17 protein-coding genes are annotated in these 24,095 nt (G+C 62.2%); 8 read left to right on the top strand and 9 right to left on the bottom strand.

Translation table 11 applies throughout. From position 1 onward, the window contains the following. Positions 1-29 precede the first annotated feature (29 nt). From ACLH0H_RS00850 to mdeB, 3 genes are read left to right on the top strand one after another with little or no spacing between them, the layout of a single operon-like run. Complete coding sequence (locus ACLH0H_RS00850) at positions 30-491, top strand: transketolase (protein WP_411380596.1); 462 nt, start codon at positions 30-32, stop codon at positions 489-491. Between the two features lie 17 nt (positions 492-508). Further along, positions 509-940 (top strand): hypothetical protein, encoded by a 432-nt coding sequence (locus tag ACLH0H_RS00845; protein ID WP_186689257.1) that lies wholly within the window; start codon positions 509-511, stop codon positions 938-940. Then, positions 924-3,623, top strand: coding sequence for an alpha-ketoglutarate dehydrogenase (gene mdeB / locus ACLH0H_RS00840; protein ID WP_411380595.1), 2,700 nt, complete (start codon positions 924-926; stop codon positions 3,621-3,623). Before ACLH0H_RS00845 ends, mdeB begins: the two co-directional genes overlap by 17 nt. A 10-nt stretch (positions 3,624-3,633) precedes the next feature. On the opposite strand, the gene ACLH0H_RS00835 is transcribed toward mdeB, so the two are convergent. From ACLH0H_RS00835 to ACLH0H_RS00805, 7 genes are all read right to left on the bottom strand, one after another. Continuing rightward, positions 3,634-4,788: a M20 family metallopeptidase gene (locus tag ACLH0H_RS00835; RefSeq protein WP_411380594.1), complete on the bottom strand. Its 1,155-nt coding sequence runs from the start codon at positions 4,786-4,788 to the stop codon at positions 3,634-3,636. Next, on the bottom strand, positions 4,785-6,209 hold the full coding sequence (locus tag ACLH0H_RS00830) for a M20 family metallopeptidase (RefSeq protein ID WP_411380593.1): 1,425 nt from the start codon (positions 6,207-6,209) through the stop codon (positions 4,785-4,787). The genes ACLH0H_RS00835 and ACLH0H_RS00830 overlap by 4 nt, the downstream gene beginning before the upstream one ends. Beyond that, a complete protein-coding gene (locus ACLH0H_RS00825) occupies positions 6,206-7,195 on the bottom strand; it encodes an ABC transporter ATP-binding protein (RefSeq protein WP_411380592.1) in 990 nt (329 codons plus the stop codon). The genes ACLH0H_RS00830 and ACLH0H_RS00825 overlap by 4 nt, the downstream gene beginning before the upstream one ends. Further along, on the bottom strand, positions 7,192-8,208 hold the full coding sequence (locus tag ACLH0H_RS00820; RefSeq protein ID WP_411380591.1) for an ABC transporter ATP-binding protein: 1,017 nt from the start codon (positions 8,206-8,208) through the stop codon (positions 7,192-7,194). Before ACLH0H_RS00820 ends, ACLH0H_RS00825 begins: the two co-directional genes overlap by 4 nt. A 31-nt stretch (positions 8,209-8,239) precedes the next feature. Continuing rightward, positions 8,240-9,142, bottom strand: coding sequence for an ABC transporter permease (locus ACLH0H_RS00815; RefSeq protein ID WP_186689240.1), 903 nt, complete (start codon positions 9,140-9,142; stop codon positions 8,240-8,242). A 9-nt stretch (positions 9,143-9,151) separates the two neighbouring features. Continuing rightward, on the bottom strand, positions 9,152-10,069 hold the full coding sequence (locus ACLH0H_RS00810) for an ABC transporter permease (protein WP_186689236.1): 918 nt from the start codon (positions 10,067-10,069) through the stop codon (positions 9,152-9,154). A 101-nt stretch (positions 10,070-10,170) separates the two neighbouring features. Beyond that, the gene (locus ACLH0H_RS00805) at positions 10,171-11,691 is read right to left on the bottom strand and encodes an ABC transporter substrate-binding protein (protein ID WP_411380590.1); all 1,521 of its coding nucleotides are present in this window, start codon (positions 11,689-11,691) and stop codon (positions 10,171-10,173) included. Positions 11,692-11,877: 186 nt separating this feature from the next. Here ACLH0H_RS00805 and ACLH0H_RS00800 point away from each other — a divergent pair, with 186 nt between their 5' ends. From ACLH0H_RS00800 to uvrA, 3 genes are all read left to right on the top strand, one after another. Then, on the top strand, positions 11,878-12,795 hold the full coding sequence (locus ACLH0H_RS00800) for a LysR substrate-binding domain-containing protein (protein WP_411380589.1): 918 nt from the start codon (positions 11,878-11,880) through the stop codon (positions 12,793-12,795). A 165-nt stretch (positions 12,796-12,960) separates the two neighbouring features. Beyond that, on the top strand, positions 12,961-14,673 hold the full coding sequence (locus ACLH0H_RS00795; protein WP_411380588.1) for an ATP-binding protein: 1,713 nt from the start codon (positions 12,961-12,963) through the stop codon (positions 14,671-14,673). Continuing rightward, on the top strand, positions 14,670-17,189 hold the full coding sequence (gene uvrA / locus ACLH0H_RS00790) for an excinuclease ABC subunit UvrA (RefSeq protein ID WP_411380587.1): 2,520 nt from the start codon (positions 14,670-14,672) through the stop codon (positions 17,187-17,189). The genes ACLH0H_RS00795 and uvrA overlap by 4 nt, the downstream gene beginning before the upstream one ends. A gap of 114 nt (positions 17,190-17,303) precedes the next feature. On the opposite strand, the gene tkt is transcribed toward uvrA, so the two are convergent. Further along, a complete protein-coding gene (gene tkt, locus ACLH0H_RS00785) occupies positions 17,304-19,367 on the bottom strand; it encodes a transketolase (RefSeq protein ID WP_411380586.1) in 2,064 nt (687 codons plus the stop codon). A gap of 176 nt (positions 19,368-19,543) precedes the next feature. On the opposite strand from tkt, the gene ACLH0H_RS00780 reads away from it, so the two are divergent. Next, on the top strand, positions 19,544-19,768 hold the full coding sequence (locus tag ACLH0H_RS00780; RefSeq protein WP_137200603.1) for a DUF465 domain-containing protein: 225 nt from the start codon (positions 19,544-19,546) through the stop codon (positions 19,766-19,768). 56 nt (positions 19,769-19,824) lie between these two features. Here ACLH0H_RS00780 and ACLH0H_RS00775 read toward each other — a convergent pair whose 3' ends face one another. Next, positions 19,825-21,201 (bottom strand): VOC family protein, encoded by a 1,377-nt coding sequence (locus ACLH0H_RS00775; RefSeq protein ID WP_411380585.1) that lies wholly within the window; start codon positions 21,199-21,201, stop codon positions 19,825-19,827. Between the two features lie 243 nt (positions 21,202-21,444). On the opposite strand from ACLH0H_RS00775, the gene ACLH0H_RS00770 reads away from it, so the two are divergent. Continuing rightward, a complete protein-coding gene (locus ACLH0H_RS00770; RefSeq protein ID WP_411380584.1) occupies positions 21,445-24,081 on the top strand; it encodes an MGH1-like glycoside hydrolase domain-containing protein in 2,637 nt (878 codons plus the stop codon). Positions 24,082-24,095: the final 14 nt, after the last annotated feature.

Below are 24,095 nucleotides of genomic sequence, written 5' to 3'. Positions count from 1 at the left end.
TCACTACAGGTTATGTCGGGGGTACCACCATGCATGGGATGTCGCAGTCTGCACTCTGGGTGAAAGAACCGCTGGCGGAGAACGGGGTGGTCATCGTGACCAGCGCCGCATTGCCCACCTCCATGATTGACGCGCTACACAGGGCGATCGACGACTGGGACCAGGTTGCTTACCTGGTGGTCAAGCAAGCCGAGGTGTTTATGCTCGACTGGCTGCGGTTCGGGGCCGACCCGATAGCGCCGGCGCCGGTCAGCACCTGCAGGGCCAGCCAACTGCTGTGCGGCGTGTCCAAAGGCTGCTTTTTATTGGCTGTGGAAGACAGCCCGGTACCCGCATTCACCTGGCTGGGATCCGTCTGCGGTCACCCACTGCGTGTCTTCCAACGTGGAGACGCAGGCTCCCAGGCAGCGATTGATAAACAGGTGGAAGAGATTTTATCGGTGACGCGCACGCTGGTGAAAAGCGTGTTGCAGGAACGTTGTTTCAGTTAGATAGAAAGGCCACGCCCATGAGCCGTTCCGGCGACTGTCGTTCCAACACCGTGAAGTGGATGCGTGAACCATCGAGCTGTACGCGCATCGTTGTTATCGTGGCCGCCATTGACAGTGATCATATTGACCTCATGCATCATGGCTTCAGCTGTTTTGACAATATCGCGCTGCTACAGGTTGAGGCTTCGGATATGAGGGCTGACAGGGGCGTGGAAGTACCCGTCGCGACGTGTGATTACCGCGTTGTGGTTTGCGGTGAACTGGATGCGTATCTGTTGGACTCACTTTCCATCGGCAACCCGAGTATCTACCGGATAGGCCAAGACTGCCGGGCCGAGCGTTCTGTGATTGAAGCGATAGAGCAGGTCAAGAAACTCGCCCGATTGAGCTATTCGCGCCTTGAAGCGTTACCCGACATGACAGGAGATGCCTGTGACCTCGTCCAATAGTTATGCCCAATGGCCGGGCCAGACCGCCGAAGATGCTCAAGAGCTGGCCGAATGGCGCGACGCCTTGCTGTCGGTGATCGCCCATGGCGGCACGGCTCAGGCCAAGCAGATCCTCGACATGCTGATGGCGGTGGCAAGTGCCTCGGATATCGGTTGGCAGCCCAGCCATGCCACGCCCTACATCAATACCATCAGTGTCGAGCACCAGCCGGTATTTCCCGGGGACCTGGCCACCGAAGAGCGGCTGGCCTCGATCATGCGCTGGAACGCGTTGGCCATGGTTGCCAGGGCCAACCACGCCTATGGCGAATTGGGCGGCCATATCGCCAGTTATGCCAGCGCGGCGGATCTGTTCGAAGTGGGCTTCAACCATTTTTTCAAGGCGCGAACCGACAGTTTCGGTGGCGATCTGGTGTTCTATCAGCCGCACTCGGCGCCTGGGGTCTATGCGCGGGCGTTTCTTGAGGGACGCCTGGAAGAAAAGGATCTGCTGCACTACCGGCAAGAGATCGGCGCGCGTGCCAAGGGGGCCCGAGGTTTGTCGAGTTACCCGCATCCCTGGTTGATGCCGGACTTCTGGCAGTTTCCGACGGGCTCGATGGGCATTGGCCCGATCAGCTCGATCTACCAGGCGCGCTTCATGCGCTATCTGCAGCATCGAGGCCTGCAGGACACCGCCGGGCGCACCGTGTGGGGCGTGTTTGGCGACGGTGAAATGGATGAGCCGGAAAGCATGTCGGCCCTGACGGTGGCCGCCCGGGAAGGCCTGGACAATCTGGTCTGGGTGGTCAATTGCAACCTGCAACGGCTGGACGGGCCGGTACGTGGCAATGGTCGCATCATCGACGAGTTGGAGGCATTGTTTGACGGTGCTGGCTGGAACGTCATCAAACTGGTCTGGGGTTCCGACTGGGACGGTTTGTTTGCGCGCGATACGGAGGGGGCGCTGGTCAAGGCCTTGTCCGCTACCGTCGATGGGCAGTTCCAGACATTCGCGGCAAAAGACGGGCGCTTCAACCGTGAACATTTCTTCGGCCAGAACGAGGCCTTGGCGCAGTTGGCGCACGGCCTGAGCGATGAGCAGATCGACCGCCTGAAGCGCGGCGGTCACGACATGGTGAAAATCTTCGCGGCCTATGAAAGCGCACGGCGCGAAGGCAGGAAACCCACGGTGATCCTGGCGCAGACCAAGAAGGGCTACGGCATGGGCGATGCCGGGCAAGGCAGGATGACCGTGCACCAGCAGAAGAAGCTCGACCGCGAGGCGCTGATCGCGTTCCGCAACCGGTTCAACCTGCCGCTGACCGATGAACAGGCCGCTTCGTTGAGTTTCTTCAAACCCGCGCAAGACAGTGCTGAAATGCGCTACCTGCATGAGCGTCGCCGTGCATTGGGCGGATACATGCCATCGCGGTCTTCGGCTGGCCAATCATTGGCGGTGCCTGACATCGGCAGCTATGGCGGGTTTGCCATTAACGCCGAAGGCAAGGAAATGTCCACCACCATGGCGTTCGTGCGGATGCTCAGCGGCCTGCTGCGCGACAAGCAACTGGGCCCGCGCATCGTGCCGATCGTGGCGGATGAAGCGCGTACGTTCGGCATGGCCAGCCTGTTCAAGCAAATCGGCATCTACTCCAGCGTGGGCCAGCGCTATGAGCCGGAAGACATCGGTTCGATCCTGAGCTATCGAGAGGCGCTGGACGGCCAGATACTCGAAGAGGGCATCAGCGAGGCCGGGGCGATCAGTTCCTGGGTCGCGGCGGCGACCAGCTATTCGGTGCATGGTTTGCCGATGCTGCCGTTTTACATTTATTACTCTATGTTCGGCTTCCAGCGCATCGGCGACCTGATCTGGGCGGCGGCGGATCAACGGGCCCGTGGCTTTCTGCTCGGGGCCACCGCCGGGCGCACGACGCTGGGCGGCGAAGGCCTGCAACACCAGGACGGCAGCAGCCACCTGATGGCGGCCATGGTGCCCAATTGCCGTGCCTACGACCCAGCCTTTGCCGGCGAATTCGCGGTGATCCTGGACCACGGCATGCGCCAGATGCTGGAGCATCAGGTGGACGAGTTTTACTACGTCACCTTGATGAACGAAAACTACCCGCAGCCGAGCCTTCCCGAAGGCGTCGAACAGGCGATTATCAAGGGCATGTACCTGTTTGCCCGGCATGAAGTCGAGCAGGCGCGTGGCAGTGTGCAGTTGCTGGGTTCCGGCGCGATCCTGCGCGAAGTGATTGCCGCCGCCGAGTTGCTGGCCAGCGATTGGGGGGTCGACAGCCAGGTGTGGAGCGTGACCAGCTTCACCGAATTGGCACGCGATGCGCGTGAAGTGGAACGCTGGAATCGGCTGCATCCAGGGCAACCTGCGCGCTGCAGCCATGTCCAGGCGTCACTCAACCAGGCTGCGCCGATTATCGCCTGCACCGACTACGTTCGCGCCTTGGCGCAGTTGATCGCCAGTTATCTCGATGCCCGCTACACGGTGCTCGGCACCGACGGATTTGGCCGTAGCGATACCCGCAGTCAGTTGCGCGGCTTTTTCGAAGTGGACCGCCACCAGATTGTCCTGAGTGCACTGACTGCCCTGGTGCACGAAGGGCACCTCGAGGCCAATGTGTGTGTGCAAGCCATTGAACGCTACGCGATTGACGTTGATGCGGTGGCCCCATGGGACGCCTGAAACCGGACAATCAAGCGTTATCGCCGACGGCCAGAATGGTCGCCACCAACGCCAGGGCGCGCGGCACCAGCGTGTCCAGTTCCAGGTATTCACGGTCGGTATGCACCTTGCCACCCACTGGCCCGAGACCGCACAGGGTGGGAACGCCCAGGCTGGCGGTGAACCCGGAGTCGGCACAACCGCCGGTGAATTCGCCTTCGACGCTGAACCCCAGCGCCCGTGCGTTTTGCTGGTAGAGGTGCAGCAGGCGTTCGCTGTGGCGTGCTTCCATGGGGAGAAAGGTGGTTGCCTGCGTGAGCACGGCGCGGGTGCCGGCGAGCTCTTCTTCGGCGACGATGGCCTGGATTTGGGTAAAGAGGCGATCCCAGTGCTTGAGTTCAATGAAGCGTACGTCCAGCCGGGCGCTGGCGCCAGGCGCGACGGTGTTGCTGGAGGTGCCGCCGGTAATCAGGCCGACATTGGTGGTGATGCCTGCCGCGTAATCGGTCAAGGCATGCAGCTTGATGACCTTGCGCGCCAGGGCTTCGATGGCACTGGCGCCGTCGGCATGGTTGACCCCGGCATGCGCCGCGCGGCCGCTGACTTCGATGACCAGCGTGGCGCCGCCCTTGCGTGCGCTGACCACGTTGCCGCTGGCCCGGCCGGGTTCGGTATTGAGCACGGCACGTGCGCCACGCGCGGCTTTTTCGATGTGTAGCCTGGCGCTGCCGGAACCGATTTCTTCGTCACCGGTGTACAGAACCTGCACCGGGTAGGGCAGCTCACCGGCGCGTTTAAGGGCCTTGAGCGCGAAGCAATTGAGCACCAGGCCGCCTTTCATGTCGGCGACACCGGGGCCATAGGCGCGTTGGGCGTCGCGGCTGTAGCCGCGCGTCGTGGTGGTGCCCTTGGGGAACACCGTGTCGCGATGGCCCAGCAGCAGCACCGGCCTGGCGGCCTTGCCGGGGACTTCGGCGAGTATCACGTCGCCAAAGTCGTCGACCGGCATGCGCGTGAGCAGGATGCCATCGGCTTCCAGCTCCGCCGCAAGCAGCGCGCCGACTGCGTCTACGCCCACCTTGTCATAGCTGTTGGAGTCGGTGTCCACGAGACGCTGCAGCAGCGCTTCCATGGCCTGGCGCTGGCCGGCCAGCCAGTCCAGCGCCTGTTGCGACGTGGCGCTCATTGCGCCTGCTCGCGCAAGTGATGTTCCTGGGTCAGGCGCGCCGCGTCATCGCCCAGGTCCCAGAACAGACCGGCCATGATTTGCAGGCTTTCCTTGACCACCGGCGCCAGCAGGTGCTCGTTGGGCGCATGTTGCGAGCAGGCCGGGTACGAGTGCGGCACCCACAAGGTAGGCAGGCCGAGCACATCCGCGAACACATCGTTGGGCAGCGAGCCGCCGAGGTTGGGCAGCAGCGCAGGTTTTTTGCCGGTGGTTTGTGTCAGGGAGCGCAGGGCCCAATCGACCCACGGGCTTTGCGGGTCGAGCCGCGTGGCATGCATCACGTCGATACGGCTTGGCTTGACCTCCACATTACTGAAACCATGCGCATCCAGGTGAGCGCGCACCGCCGGAATAAAGGTTGTGTAGTCGCTGTTGACCACGAAGCGGATGTGGCAATGGGCATTGGCTTTACCGGGGATCGCATGCACCGGAGCTTCCGGGTTGCCGGTCTTGAAGGCGATGACGTCGAGGGTGTTCCAGCCGAACACTTTTTCGCTCAGCGAGAGCTGCGGGTTACCCCAGTTGGCGTCGATTTCCGGATCGCCCGGCCCGCCACCCACGTCAATATCGGCCAGTGCCTGTCGCACCGGCTCGGGCAGTGTCTCGGGCTGCAGGCCGGCCACCTTCACCCGGCCCTGTGCATCGATCATGCTGGCGATGGCGTTGGCCAGGATGATGCCCGGGTTGGCCAGCAACCCGCCCCAGTTGCCGGAGTGATGGGCGCCTTCGCGCAAATTCACCGCCAGCTCGAAGTTGAACACCCCGCGCGAGCCGAGAAACAGGGTCGGGCGCGAGGCCGCCAGGCGTGGGCCGTCCGAAGCGATGAAAATATCCGCCGCGAGCGCTTCACGGTGCGCGGCACAGAACGCATTCAAACCCGGCGAGCCTTCTTCTTCGCCCATTTCCAGCAGCAGCTTGACGTTAAATCCCAGCTTGCCGCTGCGCGCCTTGAGGGTTTGCTCCAGCGCGGTCAGGTTGATCAGATGCTGGCCTTTGTTATCGGCGGTGCCACGCCCGTACCAGCGATCACCTTCGACTGTGACTTGCCACGGTGACAGGCCTTCGCGCCATTGGGCTTCATAGCCACGCACCACATCACCGTGGCCATAGCTGAGTAGCGTCGGCAGTTCCGGATGCTCGATGCGCGTGGCGATCATGAAGGGGCCACGCTCTGCCACCGGGTTGTCATGGATCGTGACGCAAAAGCCCATCGCCTCGACATGTGGGGTGATGAAGTCCCTGAGGTAGCGATACAACTCGGGCTGGCTGTCCGCTGCCTGGCTTTCGGTGTGCAAGGCCACGCTGCGTTCGAGCAGGCTGAAGAATGCGCCGTTGTCGAATTGCGCGGTGGTGTTGCTGATGGCCAATGAACGACTCATGAGTGGGCAAGCTCCAGTGTTTGGGCAGGACTGTCGTGAAGGTGGCAACGCACGTTGCCGCCGATAATGGAATCGCTGGCCGGGTAGGCTGTTTTGCACGGTGCGGAGCAGCTCGGGCAGCGCGGGTGGAACGCGCAACCGGACGGCGGTGACATCGGGTTGGGAAAGGTGCCGTGCAGGCCGATATCGGGAATGCCCAGGCGTGGATCGGGCGTGAGTACCGAGTCCAGCAGCGCACGGGTATACGGGTGGCCGGGCTGGGCAAACAACGCTTCGCGCGTGCGTTCCTCGACGATGCGTCCCAGGTACATCACCGCCACCCGGTCGGCGAGATGTTCGATGACCGCGAGGTTGTGGCTGATCAGCAGGTAGGTCAGGCCGAATTCGCGCTTGAGGTCTTGCAGCAGATTGAGAATTTGCGCCTGCACCGACACATCCAGCGCGGAGGTGGGCTCGTCGCAGATCAATACATCGGGGCGCATGATCAGTGCCCGTGCGATCGCGACGCGCTGGCGTTGACCACCGGAAAGCTGGCTCGGGTAGCTGTCGATCACGCGCTTGGGCAGGCCGACCACATCGAGCATCGCTTCGGTCTTGCGGCGCCGCTCGGCGGGGGCGCCGATGGCATGCACGATCAGCGGCAGGGTAATGATCTCGCGCAGGGTCTTGCGTGGGTTCAACGAGGAATACGGGTCCTGGAATATCGGCTGGATGTGCCGCGACATTTGCTTGCGGTCAGTTGCCGCCAGATGTTTGCCATTGACCAGCACATCGCCGCTGGTGGGCGTCAGCAGACCGAGCAGTAGCTTTGCCAGGGTACTTTTTCCGCAACCGGACTCACCTACCAGGCCGAGGGTCTCGCCACGCATCAGGCGCAGGGACACGCCATCCACGGCTTTCAGGGTGGCGGCGGGTTTGAAAAAGCCCTGGTTGATCCGAAACTCACGACGGATGTCGCACAGCTCCAAAGCGATGTCTTTCTTCATGACCTTGCACGCTCCTGAAGGCGAATCGGTGCCGCGGCCGGTGCCGCAAACAGGCAGCGGGCCATGTGCCCGTCCTGTTCGACTTCGGGGACGTCTTGCCCGCACGCCGGTATCGCCTTGGCGCAACGATTGCGGAACGCACACCCGTGCTGCTCGCCTACCAGGCTGGGCACCAGGCCTGGAATCGAACCCAGCGCCTCACCCGGCCGGGTCTGGCCGGGGATTGGAATACTGGCCAGCAAGCCACAGGTATACGGATGCTGCGGGTTCTCGAACAGTTGCCGGGCAGGTGCGGTTTCGACGATTTCCCCGGCGTACATCACGGCGACCCGATCGGCGATCCGTGCCACCAGCCCCAGGTCGTGAGTAATGAAGATCACCGCCAGGCCGAACTCTTTCTGAATGTCGCGAATCAAGCGCAGGATCTGCGCTTGAATGGTCACATCCAGGGCGGTGGTGGGTTCATCCGCGATGATCAGGTCCGGTTCGCACATCAACGCCATGGCAATGATCACCCGCTGGCGCAAGCCGCCGGACAGTTGATGCGGGTACTGGCGCAAGCGCTCGGTGGCATTGCTGATGCCGACTTTCTCCAGCATTTGCCCGGCGCGCACCAGGGCTGCCTTGCGTGACACCTTGCGATGCCGGGTCAGCACTTCGCTGAGCTGATCGCCAATGCTGTAGGCCGGGTTGAGCGACGTCATCGGTTCCTGGAAGATCATCGCCAGGCGGTTGCCGCGCAGGTCGCACATATGCCGTTCGCTCTGGCCGATCATGTCGATACCGTCCAGCATCAGCCGCGACGCGGTGCGCGTGGCCTTGCGCGGCAACAGGTCCATCAGCGCCAGCGAGGTCAGGGATTTACCGCAGCCGGACTCCCCGACGATGCACAGCATTTCACCGCGCTCGACTTCAAAGTTCAGCCCACGCACGGCATGCAGCATGTCATCCGGCGTCGGGCTGTTGCCCATGGGAATATCCACGCGCAGGTTTTCTACATGGAGTAGTGCCATGTTCGGTGCCCTCTATTTGTTACGGCGTCTATCAGTTGCGCCCGTCGGGCAGGATCAGGTCGCGCAGGCCATCGCCGACCAGGTTGATGCCCAGCACCAGAATCATCAGGGCGACACCGGGAATGGCGATAACCCACGGGGAAAAGAACATGTAGGGTTTGCCTTCCGCGATCATCAGGCCCCAGGACGGCGTTGGCGGCTGCACGCCAACCCCGAGGAATGACAGCGCCGACTCCAGCAGGATCGCGTGGGCCATTTCCAATGTCGCGACGACGATCAGCGCGCCGACCAGGTTGGGCAAAATTTCACTGACCAGAATGCGCAGGGTCGAACAGCCAAGCGCCTGGGCCGACGCCACATATTCCGCGTCGCGAATCTGTTGCACCGACGCCCTGACCACCACGGCGAAGCGATCCCACAACAGGCAACCGAGCAGCACGATGACCACTTTCAGCGAGCCGCCCATCAGCGAGGCCGAGGCCAGCGCAACCATCACCACCGGCATCGCCAGCCGCGTGGTGATCAGGTAGCTGATAAACGCATCGACCTTGCCGCCGTAGTAGCCTGCCAACAACCCCATGACGGTGCCGATAAAACCGGAAATAAGCGCTGCCGCAATGCCGATGAATAATGAAATTCGCGCGCCGTAGAGCAGGCGTGACAGGTAGTCGCGGCCCAGCTTGTCGGTGCCCAGGATGTACTCCCAGGTGCCATGGGCCATCCATACCGGCGGTTTCATCCGCAGCATCACGTCTTGCGCATAAGGGTCATAAGGCGCCAGCCATGGCGCAAAGAGTGCGCCCACGAAGATAAGCAGTAGCAACGCCATGCCGATGGCAAAGCCACGGTGACGCAAGCTCTTGCCGAGCATTCGGCCCAGGCTGCTCGGGGGTGGCAGATAGTCGTTGATCGCGAGGGTAGTGGGGGTGCTCATGTCAGCCTCCTAGCGCACACGAATGCGCGGGTCGAGCAGTGCGTTGAGTACATCGGCCAGCAAGGTGAGGACGATGTAGATCACTGCGATGAGCAGGACCACCGCCTGTACCACCGGGAAGTCATCACGGGCGATGGCGTCCCAGGCGAGTTGCCCGATGCCTTGCAACGAGAATACGGTTTCGATCACCACCGAACCGCCGAGCATGAAGCCAAACTCCACCGCCGCCAGCGCGACGACCGGAATCAACGCGTTGCGCAGTGCATGCTTGAACAGCACGCGGGCAGGGCGCAGGCCCTTGGCGCGGGCGGTGCGGATGTAATCGGAACCGAGCACATCGAGCATGCCCGCGCGCGTCAGGCGCATGATGGCCGGCGTCGCGTAGTAGCCCAGGGCAATGGCCGGCATGACGAAGTGCAGCAGGGTCGAATTGCCGGACACGGGCAGCCATTTGAGCGTCACCGCGAATACCACGATCAGCATCAGCGCAAACCAGAAGCTCGGCATGGCCTGGCCCAGTACCGCAATGCTCAGGGCCAGTCGGTCAACCCAGGTGTCGCGCTTGACCGCGGCCAGCACGCCCAGTGGAATCGCCACCAGCAGGGCGATGCCCAACGCCATGGCACCCAGCCCGAGCGTAATCGGCAAGCGGCTGGCGACGAGGTTGTAGACCGATTCCTGAAAGAAAAAAGAGTTGCCCAGGTCCAGCCGTACCAAATCGCCCAGCCAGTTGAAGTACTGGGTCGGCAGCGGTTTGTCCAAGCCGTATTGCACGCGGATCTGTTCAATCTGTTCGCTGCTGGCTTCCGGCCCGCCGATGGCGGTGGCCAAGTCGCCGGACAGATGCAACAGGGAGAAGCTGATCACCGATACGGTGATGGCAACGCAAATGGCGATGCCCAGGCGGCGCAGGAGGAATCCAAGCATGACGAGTTGCCTCATATCCAGTGGATGACGTTGAGGAGGTGTCCCGGCGCGGACGTGTCCACGCGTCATGACACCCTTCGATCAATCTGCCCGGTCGCGTATTACTTCCACGTGGCCTCGACGAAGCGCGGCAGTTCATCCGGGTAAGGCGTGAAATTCAGATCGGCGGTGTAGGCGTAGTTCATCGAATAGTTGAACAACGGCGCCCAGTACGCCTGTTCGCTGATGCGCTGCAAGGCCTTGCGGTAGTTGTCCTTGCGCACCTGCGGGTCGAGCGCGTTGTCGGCCGTCTGCAGCCAACCCTGGACCTGCGGGTCCTTGATGTTGTCGTCCGGGTTGCCCTTGAACCAGGTGCCGGCCGACGCCGACGTGTCGAGGATCGAAAACGAACCCCAGGCCTGAAACGACATAGGCACCTTGCCGCCACGTTGCTGATCGCGCAGGGCCGCGTACTTCAAGTAGCGCAGCTTGGCGTTGATGCCGACGGCACGCAGGTTGCCGATGATGGCTTCGACGTAGTCACGGTCGCGATAAGCGAAGATTTCCGTCTCGAAGCCATTGGGGTAACCAGCTTCGGCGAGCAGCGCCTTGGCCTTCGCCGGATCGTAGTCGTACACCGTGGCCGCGCTGGTATCGCAGCCGAACTGGGCTGGATAACAGGCCACCTGCAAGGGTTTGGCTTCGCCGCCCACCAATTGCGTGGCCAGTGCAGTGCGGTTGATCGCATGGTTGATGGCTTGGCGCACCTTGAGCTGCTTCATTGGCGAGTTTTCACTCGAGGTGCCCCGGGCATCAAGGATCAGGAAACCGATGCGCATGGTTTCGCCGCTGGTTACGGTCAGGTTCGGCATCCCTTTAAGGTCGACGGCCTGATCCGAGGTTACGCGCCACGTCCAGTCGACCCCATCGGTCATCAACTCGGCCAGGCGGGTTTCGGCATCCGGAATCACCCGGAATTTGAGGTGGGCGATATGGGGCTTGCCTTGTGGACTGTCCGCAAAATAGTCCTTGTTGATCGCCATGGTCACGCCTTCGCCAGCCACCACCGACACCGCTTTGTAAGGCCCGGTGCCTATCGGCTTGCGACTGAACTCGGCCAGGCCGACCTTCTCGAAGTACTGCTTGGGAAACATCGGAACGGCGTTGGAGAGGTATTCCAGTGCCGGAGGGAAAGGCTTCTTCAAATGCAGGCGAACGCTGTAGTCGCCGGTTTTTTCGGCGCTCTTGATCCAGTCCACGTTTTGCACGGTGACGACTTTAGCTTCGGGCGACACCACGTAATTGAGGGTGAACACCACGTCGTCGGCGGTAAACGCGTCGCCGTTGTGAAATTTCACGCCCTTGCGTAGCTCGAAGTCGAGGGTGGTGTCGTCGATCTGCTTCCAGGCGGAGGCCAACATGGGTTTGTATTCGCCGCTTTTGGGGTCGCGGTAAATCAGGTTGTCCCAGATCAGCCGGCCGAGAATCACCCCTTCGCGCAAGTCGTTGTGATAGGGGCTGATGTTTTCAGGTTCACTGTCGGAAGCGTAAACCAGGGTGTCGTTGGCTTTACCGGCGTGCGCCGCAAAGCTGCTGATGAGGCCTGTCAGCGCAATGCTGCAGGCGAAACCTTTGATGCCCATGCCGTCGTCTCCGTTGGCGAGAGTGGTTGAATCAAAGGGCAGCGGATCGCAAATGCGTGAAAGGAGGATGAGCAGGTCAGGTCATGTTTTTTTGGTCTGGACACGAATGTAGGGAAAGGCTATGAATGCCACAAGAATAATATTTCGATACTTGCGTTGCCAAAAAAGCAACTCATGGAGGCGCCTATGCAGCTGTACGGCGTGCAGTCCACGGCACTGCGTTATTTCCTGGAAGTCGCGCGATGCGGGTCGGTCAGCGAAGCCTCGGAACGCTTGAATGTGGCCGCATCTGCCGTGAGCCGACAAATTTCCAAGCTTGAATTGGCGCTGGGTACGAGCCTGTTCGAGCGCCGTGCCCGAGGCATGGTGCTCAGCGAGGCGGGTGCGCGGCTGGCGGCCTATGCGCGCAAGTCGCAGCTTGAGGCAGAGCAGGTGGTGCTGGAAATTACCGAGCTGCATGGCTTGCAGCGCGGGCACGTGCATGTGGCCTGCTCGGAAGGCTTTGCACTGGAATATATGCCCCGAAGCATCAGCGCGTTCCGGCGTGAGTACCAGGGTATTCATTTCACCCTGGAGGTCTGTGCGCCCGCGCAGGCGACCGAGAAGGTTCGTTCCGGCGAAGCCGACCTGGCGATGACCTTCAGCCTGACGCCGCAAAAGGAAATCAAGGTCGAGCACGTCCTGAGCGGGGCGATCTTTGCCGTGGTCGCCAATTCCCATCCCTTGGCCGGGCGTGAAGCGGTCAGCCTGGCCGAGCTGCAGCCCTGGCCCATCGCGCTGCCCAAGGCTGACACCACGATACGGCAACTGTTCGACATCTGTTGCGGTGTACAGGGGTTGCTGTTCGACCCGGTATTGACCACTAATTACGTTGCCGCGCTCTATAGCTTCGTGCGTGAAGAAGGGGTGATCAGCCTGGCCAGCGAAATGACCTTGCAAAAGCAGGTGGCGGACAAGGCCCTGCAATGCGTGCCGATTCTCGACGAAGGCATGCAGGCACGGCGCATTGAACTGCAGAGCATGGCGGGGCGCAATTTACCGGCGGCGGTTTGCGCGTTCAGGGATTTTCTGATTGCTGATCTGGTGAAGGCACAGCGTCATTGAAAACCGGCACCCTGTGGAGCCCATGAACGAGCAGTGTGTCTGCGTGATTTTCACTGGAGCCATTGGTTTTCCAAGGCGGTAATACCCTAATTCATACAATATGAAACCATCCGCGTCTGACGCGCTCCAAATTTGGCGACTGTCTTCCCCCGCGCAGAGTTTACTATGCAGTTTTTATCCAACCCTCACGGCTGTGAAGGCTGGGCTGGAGAAATGGCCCGGCGTATTCGCTCCTTCGATTGGTCTACCACTGACTTGGGCGCCATTGAAGATTGGTCCACCAGCCTGGCCTGTACCGTGCAGATGATGCTCGCTTCCCCCGTGCCGATGGTGATGCTGTGGGGCCGGGCGGGTTACATGATCTACAACGACAGTTACTCGGTATTTGCCGGCGGCCGACACCCGAAGCTGCTGGGCATGCCGGTCGAGCTGGGCTGGCCGGAAGTGGCTGACTTCAACCGGCACGTGGTCGACACTTGCCTGGCCGGCGGCACCTTGTCGTTCAACAACAAAGACCTGGTCCTGTCGCGCAACGGCAAGCCGGAAACTGTCTGGCTGGATCTGTATTACAGCCCCGTCGCCGGCGACGACCAGCGACCCGCCGGGGTGCTGGCGATTGTGGTGGAGACCACCGAACTGGTGAAATCCGAGCAGGTGCGCCAGGAGCTCACCCACAACCTCGAGCAACGCGTGGCTGCGGAAGTGCAGGCGCGCTCTGCCGCCGAAGAGCAGTTGCGCCAGTCGCAGAAACTCGAAGCCATCGGCGGCCTGACCGGCGGCGTGGCCCATGACTTCAATAATCTGCTGCAAGTGATCGCCGGCAACCTGCACCTGCTGGCCCGCCATGAACCGGAGAACGCCCAGGTGCAGCGGCGTGTCGCCGCCGCCATTGCGGCGGTGGAGCGCGGGTCCAAGTTATCCTCGCAACTGCTCGCGTTTGCCCGCCGCCAACCGCTGTCGCCGGCGGTGTACAACCCGCAACGCATCTACGCAGGCCTCGGTGAACTGTTGCAACGCGCGTTGGGGGAAACCATTCATATCGATGTGCAACTGCCCCAGGATTCCTGGTGCATCAATGTCGACCGCAACCAGTTGGAAAATGCACTGCTCAACCTGGCGATCAATGCCAGGGATGCCATGAAGGGCGAGGGGGTGATTCGTATCACCGGCGAGAACGTTATCCTCAACCCCGACGATTGCGCGGGTAAAAGCATCAAGCCGGGTGAGTACGTGCGCCTGGCGGTTATCGACACCGGCGTCGGCATGTCCGAGACCACGCTCAAGCGTGCGTTTGAACCCTTCTTCACCACCAAGCGCGAAGGCCATGGCACCGGCCTGGGCCTGAGCATGGTGTTCGGCTTTGTGCGTCAAAGCGGCGGGCATGTGGAGATGTGGAGCGAGGAGGGCAAAGGCTCGGTGGTGCAGATGTATTTCCCTCACAGCCTGGAGCCTGAATGCCTTGATGGGGATATAGACCACCTGCCCCCCAGCGGCGGCCAGGAAACCATCCTGGTGGTCGAGGACAATGAAGGCGTACGCCTGACCGTGGTGGAGTTGCTCGAACAATCCGGCTACACCGTGCTCACGGCCGAGGACGGCGACCAGGCCATGCTCAAACTGCAAGAAGGTCTGCATCCGGAGCTGATCTTCACCGACGTGGTAATGCCCGGCCGCATCAAGAGTACCGACCTGGCTGAGTGGGCCCGCCAGCAAACGCCGCCGGTGCCGGTGCTGTTCACTTCCGGCCATACCCGCGACATCCTGTCCAGCAACCATTTGCTGACCCCCGATATTCATCTGCTGAGCAAGCCCTACAGCCCCGAGGCCCTGACGCAACGGGTGCGCAGCGTGCTCACCGCCCGACAAGGTTGTCCATGACTTCACAGCGCAACATCCCGCCTGTCACCGCTCAATCAACCGGCTTCGTCCGCGTGCGTGGCGCCCGCGAACACAACCTGCGCAACGTCGACGTGGATATCCCGCGCGACGCCCTGGTGGTGTTTACCGGCGTATCGGGTTCCGGCAAGTCGTCACTGGCGTTTTCCACGGTGTATGCCGAGGCCCAGCGGCGCTATTTCGAGTCGGTGGCGCCGTATGCGCGACGGCTGATCGACCAGGTCGGCGTGCCGGATGTGGACAGCATCGAAGGCCTGCCGCCCGCGGTGGCCCTGCAACAGCAGCGCGGTACGCCGAGCGCGCGCTCGTCGGTGGGCAGCGTTACCACGCTGTCGAGCCTGGTTCGCATGCTGTATTCCCGCGCCGGCAGTTACCCGCCTGGCCAGGCGATGCTGTATGCCGAGGATTTTTCGCCGAACCTGCCCCAGGGCGCCTGCCCGCAGTGCCACGGTCTGGGGCGCGTGTATGAAGTGACCGAGGCGCTGATGGTGCCGGATCCTTCCCTGACGATTCGCCAGCGCGCGGTGGCGTCCTGGCCGTTGGCGTGGCAGGGTCAGAACCTGCGCGACATCCTGGTGACCTTGGGCTATGACGTGGATATTCCATGGCGCGACCTGCCGAAAAAGCAGCGCGACTGGATCCTGTTCACCGAGGAAACCCCGACCGTCCCGGTGTATGCCGGCTTCACCCCGGCCCAGACTCGCGATGCGCTGAAGCGCAAGTTGGAGCCCAGCTACCAGGGCACCTTCAGTGGTGCGCGGCGCTACATCCTGCACACCTTCAGCCACACCCAGAGCGCGCTGATGAAAAAGCGCGTCTCGCAGTTCATGCAGGGCAGCGCCTGCCCGTTGTGCGAGGGCAAGCGCCTGACCAAGGCCGCGCTGTCGGTGAAATTTGCCGGGGTGGATATCGGCGAGTTGTCGCAACTGTCGCTGGCGCAATTGGCCGAGTTGCTGCGCCCGGTGGCGGCCGGGCAGGACAAGATGAAACTGTCGGTGGAAAAGCGTTTGGCGGCGCAGCGCATTGCCCAGGACCTGCTGGAGCGGGTCAGCACCTTGACCGAGCTGGGCTTGGGGTATCTGTCCCTGGAGCGCAGTACACCGACCTTGTCGTCCGGCGAGTTGCAGCGGCTGCGCCTGGCCACGCAATTGGGCTCGCAGCTGTTCGGCGTGATCTATGTGCTGGATGAACCCTCGGCGGGCCTGCATCCGGCGGACGGTGAGGCGCTGTTTATCGCGCTGGAACGTTTGAAAGCAGCGGGCAATTCGTTGTTTGTGGTGGAACACGACTTGGAAACCATGCGTCGCGCCGACTGGCTGATCGATGTCGGCCCGGCCGCCGGTGAGCACGGCGGGCAAGTCTTGTACAGCGGACCGCCGGCCGGCCTGGCACAGGTGCAGGCGTCGCAGACCCGTGAATATCTGTTCGCCGAAAAGCGCGTGCCGAACCCGCTGCGCCGCACGCCTTCCGGCTGGCTGAAACTGGAAGGCGTGACGCGCAATAACCTCAAGGACTTGACTGTGGATTTCCCGTTGGGCTGCTTTACGGCGGTCACCGGCATTTCCGGTTCGGGCAAGTCCAGCCTGGTCAGCCAGGCGCTACTGGAACTGGTGGGCAGCGGCCTTGGGCGGGCAGTGGAAAACGACGAAGAGCCGAGCCTGGAAGACGACGTGCCGCAAACCAGTGGCGGGCGCATCGGCGCTGGCCTTGAGCAGGTCCGCCGCCTGGTCCAGGTGGACCAGAAACCCATCGGCCGCACCCCGCGCTCCAACCTGGCGACCTATACCGGTCTGTTCGACAACGTGCGCAAACTGTTCGCGGCCACGCCGGCCGCGAAAAAGCGCGGTTACGACGCCGGGCAGTTTTCGTTCAATGTCGCCAAGGGCCGCTGCCCGAACTGTGAAGGCGAGGGGTTTGTCAGTGTCGAGCTGCTGTTCATGCCCAGCGTCTATGCGCCATGCCCGACCTGTCACGGGGCGCGCTACAACCCCGAGACCCTGGCGATCAAATGGCAAGGCTTGAGCATCGCCCAGGTGTTGGGCTTGACGGTGGAGCAGGCGGTCGAGGTGTTCGCCGAACAACCGGGGGTGTTGCGTTCGTTGCAGGTGCTGCGCGATATAGGCCTGGGCTACCTGCGCCTTGGGCAGCCGGCCACCGAACTGTCGGGCGGCGAAGCGCAGCGCATCAAACTGGCGACCGAGTTGCAACGCAATGCGCGGGGCGCCACGTTGTACGTATTGGATGAGCCTACCACCGGCTTGCATCCACGGGATGTCGACCGCTTGCTCAGCCAGTTGAATCACTTGGTGGAGGCGGGGCATACGGTGGTTGTGGTGGAGCATGAGATGCGCGTGGTGGCGCAGAGTGATTGGGTGATCGATATTGGGCCGGGGGCAGGGGACCTGGGCGGTACGGTGGTGGCTTGCGGCACGCCGCAGACAGTCGCCAAGAGCAAGGCCAGCCGCACCGCGCCATTCCTGGCCAGAGAACTGATCTAACCCTCGAAGGAGATCAACTGTGGGAACGGGCTTGCTCGCGAAGGCGGTGTGTCAGTCAATGCATCTGCTTATTGAACCGCCGCCTTCGCGAGCAAGCCCGCTCCCACATTTTGCTCAACGCTCAGCCAGTTGGATTTGCTGCTTGGCCTGCTTCACCACATTCTCCACCGTAAACCCGAACTTCTCCTGCAACTTGGCCAGCGGCGCCGACGCGCCAAAGCTGTTCATCACCACCTTGGCCCCGGTCTGTCCCACATACCGATCCCAACCCAGCGGCCCCGCCTGTTCCACCACCACCCGCGCCTTCACCGCAGGCGGTAAGACACTGTCGCGATAAGCCTGGTCCTGATCTTCAAACAGCTCCCAACTGGGCATTGACACAACCTGTGCGGCAATCCCTTCGCTTTTGAGTTGTTCATAGGCCGCCACCGCAAGGCTGACTTCGCTGCCCGTCGCCAACAGGATCACGTGAGGTTCATCCGCGCCCGCCAGCACATAAGCGCCTTTGGCCGCGCCGCTGGCGGGCGCATATTGAATGCGGTCCAAGGTCGGCAACGGCTGGCGCGACAACACCACGCAGCTGGGCCGATGGGTCTGTGCCAGGGCCACTTTCCACAGCTCCAGGGTTTCATTTGCATCGCCCGGGCGCAGGGTCAGCAACCCCGGTGTGGCGCGCAGTTGTGTGAGGTGCTCGATCGGCTGATGCGTCGGCCCATCCTCGCCCACGCCAATCGAGTCATGGGTAAACACAAATATCACCGGCAATTCCATGATTGCCGCCAGGCGAATCGGCGGTTTCATGTAGTCGCTGAACACCAGGAATGTCGAGGTGTACGGGCGCAGATAGGACAGCGCCATTCCGTTGGCAATCGCGCCCATGGCATGTTCGCGGATGCCGAAGTGCAGGTTGCGCCCACTGTAGTCGTCGGCACTGAAACGCCCGGCGCCGTCGAAGGTGAGGTTGGTCTTGGTCGAAGGCGACAAGTCCGCCGAACCGCCGAGCAGCCAGGGAATCTGCCGGGCAAATACATTCAGCACTTCGCCACCGGCGGCGCGGCTGGCCACGCCCTTGGCATCACTGTCGAAGTGAGGCAGATCGCTTTGCCATTGCTCGGGCATTTCCCCGGCACGCATGCGCCGCAGTTCGTCGGCCAGTTCCGGCCGGTCGTGCTCAAGCTGCGACAGCTGCCGCTGCCAGGCGTCGTACAACGGCTGGCTGCGTTCCAGCAGCGCCTCTTGCAATACGCTGCGGGCTTCGTCGGGTACCAGGAAGCTGGAATCCTGCGGCCAGCCGTAAGCGGCCTTGGTCAGGCGGATTTCGTCATCGCCCAGTGGCTCGCCATGGGCGGCGGCGGTGTTGTGTTTGTGCGGCGAGCCGTAGCCGATCACGCTGTCGACCACGATCAGGGTCGGTGCGCCGGTGTTTGCCTGGAAGGTCTCCAGCGCCGTGCTCAAGGCCTGCAAATCGTTCGCGTCGGTGACGTGCAAGGTGTGCCAGCCGTACGCCTGGAAACGCTTGATCACGTCCTCGCTGTAGGCCAGTTCGGTGTGGCCTTCGATGCTGATGGTGTTGTTGTCGTAGATCCAGCACAGGTTTTCAAGCTTGAGATGCCCGGCCATCGACGCGGCTTCGCTGCTGATGCCTTCCATCATGTCGCCGTCGCCGCACAGGGTGTAGACGTTGTAGTCGAACAGCACCTTGCCATCGCGATTGAAACGCTGGCCCAGCCAACGCTCGGCCATCGCCATGCCGACGCTGTTGGCGCAGCCCTGGCCGAGTGGGCCGGTGGTGGTCTCGACGCCGGTGGTCATGCGGTATTCGGGGTGGCCCGGGGTTTTCGAGTCGGCCTGCCGGAACTGCTTGATATCGTCCAGGCTGATCGCCAGCTGGCCGGAGCGCTTGCCATGGGCGTCGATCTCGACTACGCCGGCCAGGTGCAGCAGCGAATACAGCAGCATCGACGCATGCCCCACCGACAACACAAAACGGTCGCGGTTGGGCCAGTCGGGATGTTCCGGGTGGTAGCGCAGGAAGCGACTCCACAAGGTGTAGCCCACCGGCGCCAGGCCCATGGGTGTGCCCGGATGCCCGGAATTGGCCTTCTGCACGGCGTCCATGGCCAGGGTGCGAATCGTGTTGATGCATTGGGTGTCGACTGCGGTGGCGGCATGCGTCATGAAACCGGTCTCCCTCGAATGGCTATCTAGAGTGGAGGGCAGGGCGGCGCAAAGGTTTGATCCAAACGCCTGCGCTGCGACGAACGGGGATGGATCGCCCTCCCGTACATGACAAGACCCCCCGCAATGGTCTAGCTTCTAGGGCGTAAGCCATAGATCAACTGCGGAGGTACGCCATGCCAGTGAAACACGACCTGTATCAGGACTTGGGATTGAGCAAGGAAGTTGTTCACGAACGCAGGGCGGGCGACAAACGCCTGGACTCGCTGCTCACTCAATACGACGCCGCCGACGGGGAGGTGCTGAAGGCGGAGTCGGCAAGCGCCAGCGATGAGGATGTGGAAAAACTGAAGAAGAAACGGCTGTTGATCAAAGACGAAATAGTCGCGAAGTTGGCTTAAGCGCAAAGGACGATTGCAGGAGCAGGCGTCCCCTTGCTCCTGCAATCCATGTCAGGTCATCCCAGCAGCGCCTGGGTGCATTCATCCACCGAGCGCTGCTGCGTCTCGCCATACAGCTTCAGTTCATCCACGGTCCGACGCCCCAGCGCCTGTTCAAACTCAGCCTTGTTCGCGTTGGCCGCGTAGTGGCTCTGCGCGGCATCCCCCAGGTTCGACTGGAAAATCCCCGCCGCGCTCACCGGCAGGAAATCCTCATACACCAACGGCTCCACATCGATGTGACCGGCCGCGACCAGTGCGTCCAGGCTGCGCGGTTGATCGGCGCTGCCCCGCGCGGCCAGGCCTTGCTCGGTGGCAAAGTAGCGGAAATACGCCAGGCCCTGTTCACGCATCTGCGCGTGGTTGTCCGGGAAGGCCTGGAAGTGCTGTTCCATCAATTGCGTATACCGTGCGGCATTGCCCTCATTGGGAAAAGCGCCCAGTTCATCGCGCGCGGCGTTCAGCAAGCGGTCGTACAGCGCGCGGCCTTTGGGCGTGAGCGCGACACCGCGTTGTTCGATTTCGCCAAAGCGCGCGCTGTGGCTGCCTTGGGCATCGGTGAAGGCGATGGCTTCGTCGAGGGCCTTGAAGCTGGTCTGGCGCAGCAGGATCGGACAATGGCGGCGCGGTGGGCCTTCGATCACGGCCTTGGGCGTGATGCCTTTGCCGGGCATGGCGGCCTGGACCTGGTCGATGTCCAGGGTGCGTGGGGTCAGGTGGTTGATATGCGGACCCTTGAAGGCCACCACGTCGGCGATCAGGCGGTGCTGGTCGCTCAACTGCCGGTACTGCGCACTCGTGACCGTGGCGGTGGGGTGCCAGCGAAAGGTTTCCAGGGCCTGGCGCACGAATTCATCGGCATCCACGGCGTTGAGGCCGCCGTCCTTTTCCGCTTGTTCGATCAGCGCGAGAGCGCCGGGGGTGAAGATCGAGCGCTTGGCCAGGGCGGTTTCGGCGAAGGCGCGCAGTTCGGGATTCTCGATCAGCTCCAGGCGCAGCAATGACGTGAATACGCGAAACGGGCTGGTTTGCAGCGCCTGTTCGTGCACCGCGCGAAACGCTGTGGAGTGCACAGGCACGCCGGCCGGCGTCAGGTCGTAATAGCCCACCGGCTGCATGCCCATCACCGCAAACAGGCGGCTGATGGTCGCCAGTTCCGAGGCCGCGCCCAGGCGGATGGCGCCATGGCGTTCCATGTCCAGGCGCTGGATTTCGCCGGTGCGTTGCAGCTGTTGCGCCAGCAGCGGGTCGGTGTCGAGCACGCGGGTATTGGTCTCGGCCACCAGTTCCATCAACGCGCCATATAGGGGGACTTCTTCTCGGTACATATCGGACATGGCCCTGGAAAAGCCCTTGCGGATCTCGTCGGGGCTGACATGTGCGGTGGCGTGCATAGAAAAATTCCTGGTGGCGACGGCGATGGAAAAAGCCTTTGCCTGAGTTTGTTGAGCCAGAGGGTTGCTTGCAAACGAAGATTCCTCAGAACTTCATTCTGCAAATGAATGAAATGACGCGGATATGACAAAAAACGGCCTGCGATCTTCAACGACACCTACGCCCTCTTCCAAAGCTTCATGTGCACCCGGACGTCATTGGGCTCTACACTGCCGCTCACCCGGTAGGCGATGGAGGACCCGATGACGGCCACACCCGGCACCCGACTGCTTGAGACCACCGAAGGCCAGCGCCTGGCGACGCCGCAGGCCGAGCGTTGGCGCGAGTGGGGCCCTTACCTGAGTGAACGCCAATGGGGCACGGTGCGCGAAGACTACAGCGCCGACGGCGACGCCTGGGCCTATTTCCCCCATGAGCATGCACGCAGCCGCGCCTACCGCTGGGGCGAGGATGGCCTGGCCGGCTTCAGCGACAAGGCGCAACGCTGGTGCCTGGGCCTGGCCCTGTGGAACGAACGTGACGCGATCATCAAGGAGCGTCTGTTCGGCCTCAATAATGCCGAAGGCAACCATGGTGAGGACGTCAAGGAGCTGTACTTTTTCGTCGACGGCGTACCGAGCCATGCCTACATGCGCATGCTCTACAAATACCCCCACGCCGCCTTTCCCTACGACGATTTGATCCGCGAGAACGCGCGCCGTGGCCTGGAGGATGCCGAATACGAGATCCTCGACACCGGGGTGTTCGAAGACAACCGCTACTGCGATGTCAGCGTCGAATACGCCAAGCATCAGCCGGATGACATTTTCATGCGCGTCACCGTGCACAACCGTTCGGACCAGCCGACGCGTTTGCAGGTGCTGCCCCAGTTGTGGGCACGCAATGACTGGAGCTGGACTTTCGATGCGCCCAAGCCGCAACTGAAGATGGACGCAGACCAGGTCCTGGCGTGCCATCCCGAACTGCCTGACCGGCATCTCGGCGCCTGGGGCCAGGATGGGGTGCAGTGGTTGTTCTGCGAAAACGAAAGCAACGTGCCCAGGCTGGAGGGGCAGCCGGCGCCGGGGCCGTTCAAGGACGGGATCAATGATTACGTGGTCGGGGGAATTGAATCGGCGATTCGCCGTGACCTCGGCACCAAAGTCGCGGCGCGTTTCATCCTCGAGCTGGCGGGCCTGGAAAGCAAAACCCTCTACCTGCGTTTTGCCCCCGTGGGTGCGCCTCGGGTCAGCGCCCGACGCCTGTTCGAACAGCGCCGCCAGGAGGCCGATGACTTCTACGCCGCCCTGCAACACGGCATCGCCGACGACGATGCGCGCAACGTGCAGCGCCAGGCGTTGGCCGGTTTGCTATGGTCCAAGCAGCTGTACTATTTCGACGTCAACCAATGGCTCGACGGCGACCCGGCGCAACCCACGCCGCCGTCCGAGCGCCTGCACAGCCGCAACGCTCATTGGCGGCACTTGTCGAATTTCGACATCCTCTCCATGCCCGACACTTGGGAATACCCGTGGTATGCCTCGTGGGACCAAGGCTTCCAGGCGGTGGCCATTGCACTGATCGACCCGCACTACGCCAAGCAACAGCTTCTGTTGCTGGTGAAAGATCGCTTCATGCACCCCAACGGCCAGTTGCCAGCCTATGAATGGCGCTTCGATGACGCCAACCCGCCCGTACACGCCTGGGCCAGTTGGCGGGTGTACCAGCAGGACAAGGCGTTGACGGGCGTAGGCGATATGGATTTCCTTGAGCGGATATTCCATAAACTGCTGTTGAATTTTTCCTGGTGGGTCAACCGCAAGGATGCCGAGGGGCGCAACCTGTTTCAGGGCGGTTTCCTGGGGTTGGACAATATCGCTGTGTTCGACCGCTCGGCCGCGTTGCCGCCGGGTTACCAGTTGGACCAGGCCGACGGCACGGCATGGGTCGCCGCCTACGCGCTGGACTTGATGCGCATCGGCTTGGAGCTGGCCAAGCGCAACGTGGTCTACGTCGACATCGCGGTGAAGTTCTTCGAGCATTTCCTGTATATCGCCGGGGCCATCAACTGTGTCGATGACAGCGCCGAAGGCCTGTGGGATGAGCAGGATCTGTTCTTCTATGACGTGTTGCACCGGCCCGACGGCCAGAACGAGCCCGTGCGCCTGCGCTCCATTGTCGGCCTGATGCCGCTGTTCGCCGTGCTGGTGCTGGAACAGCGCGAGCATGAAGGCCTGGAGGGACTGCGCGAGCGTTTGCTGGGGTTCATGCAGCACCGGCCCGATCTGGCCAAGCTGGTCTCACGCTGGAATGAGCCCGGGCAGGGCAATCGCCTGTTGTTGGCATTGTTGCGCGGTGAGCGTACCAAGGACCTGCTGCGGCGCATGCTCGATGAAAGTGAATTCTTGTCCTCTTTCGGCGTGCGCTCCCTGTCCAAGGCCTTCGCCGAACAACCCCTGGCGCTGAAGATGAACGGCGACACCCTCAGCGCGTGTTACCGGCCGGGCGAATCCGACTCGCGCCTGTACGGCGGCAACTCCAACTGGCGCGGGCCCTTGTGGATGCCAGTCAACTATATGTTGATTGAATCGCTGCGTGAATTTCACCGCTACTATGCCGATAACTTTTCGGTGGAGTACCCGACGGGCAGTGGTTATCTGTCGTCCCTGGAAGAAGTAGCCGACAGCCTGAGTCAGCGGCTGACCGGGTTGTTCCTGCGCGATGAAAATGGCCTGCGCCCGTCAATGGCGGGGTATGCGCAGTTGGAGGCAGATCCGGCGAGTCGGGATCTGGTGTTGTTCCATGAATACTTTCATGGCGAGACGGGGCGTGGGCTGGGCGCGTCGCACCAGACCGGCTGGAGTGCGTTGGTGGCGTTGTTGCTGCAACCAAAAACCTAGGCAACACCGCAGAC

The organism is Pseudomonas sp. MPB26 (assembly GCF_046605355.1).
Taxonomy (GTDB): domain Bacteria; phylum Pseudomonadota; class Gammaproteobacteria; order Pseudomonadales; family Pseudomonadaceae; genus Aquipseudomonas; species Aquipseudomonas cedrina.
Note: the sequence above shows the minus strand (reverse complement) of the source record. Positions and strands in the feature narration are given on the sequence as shown.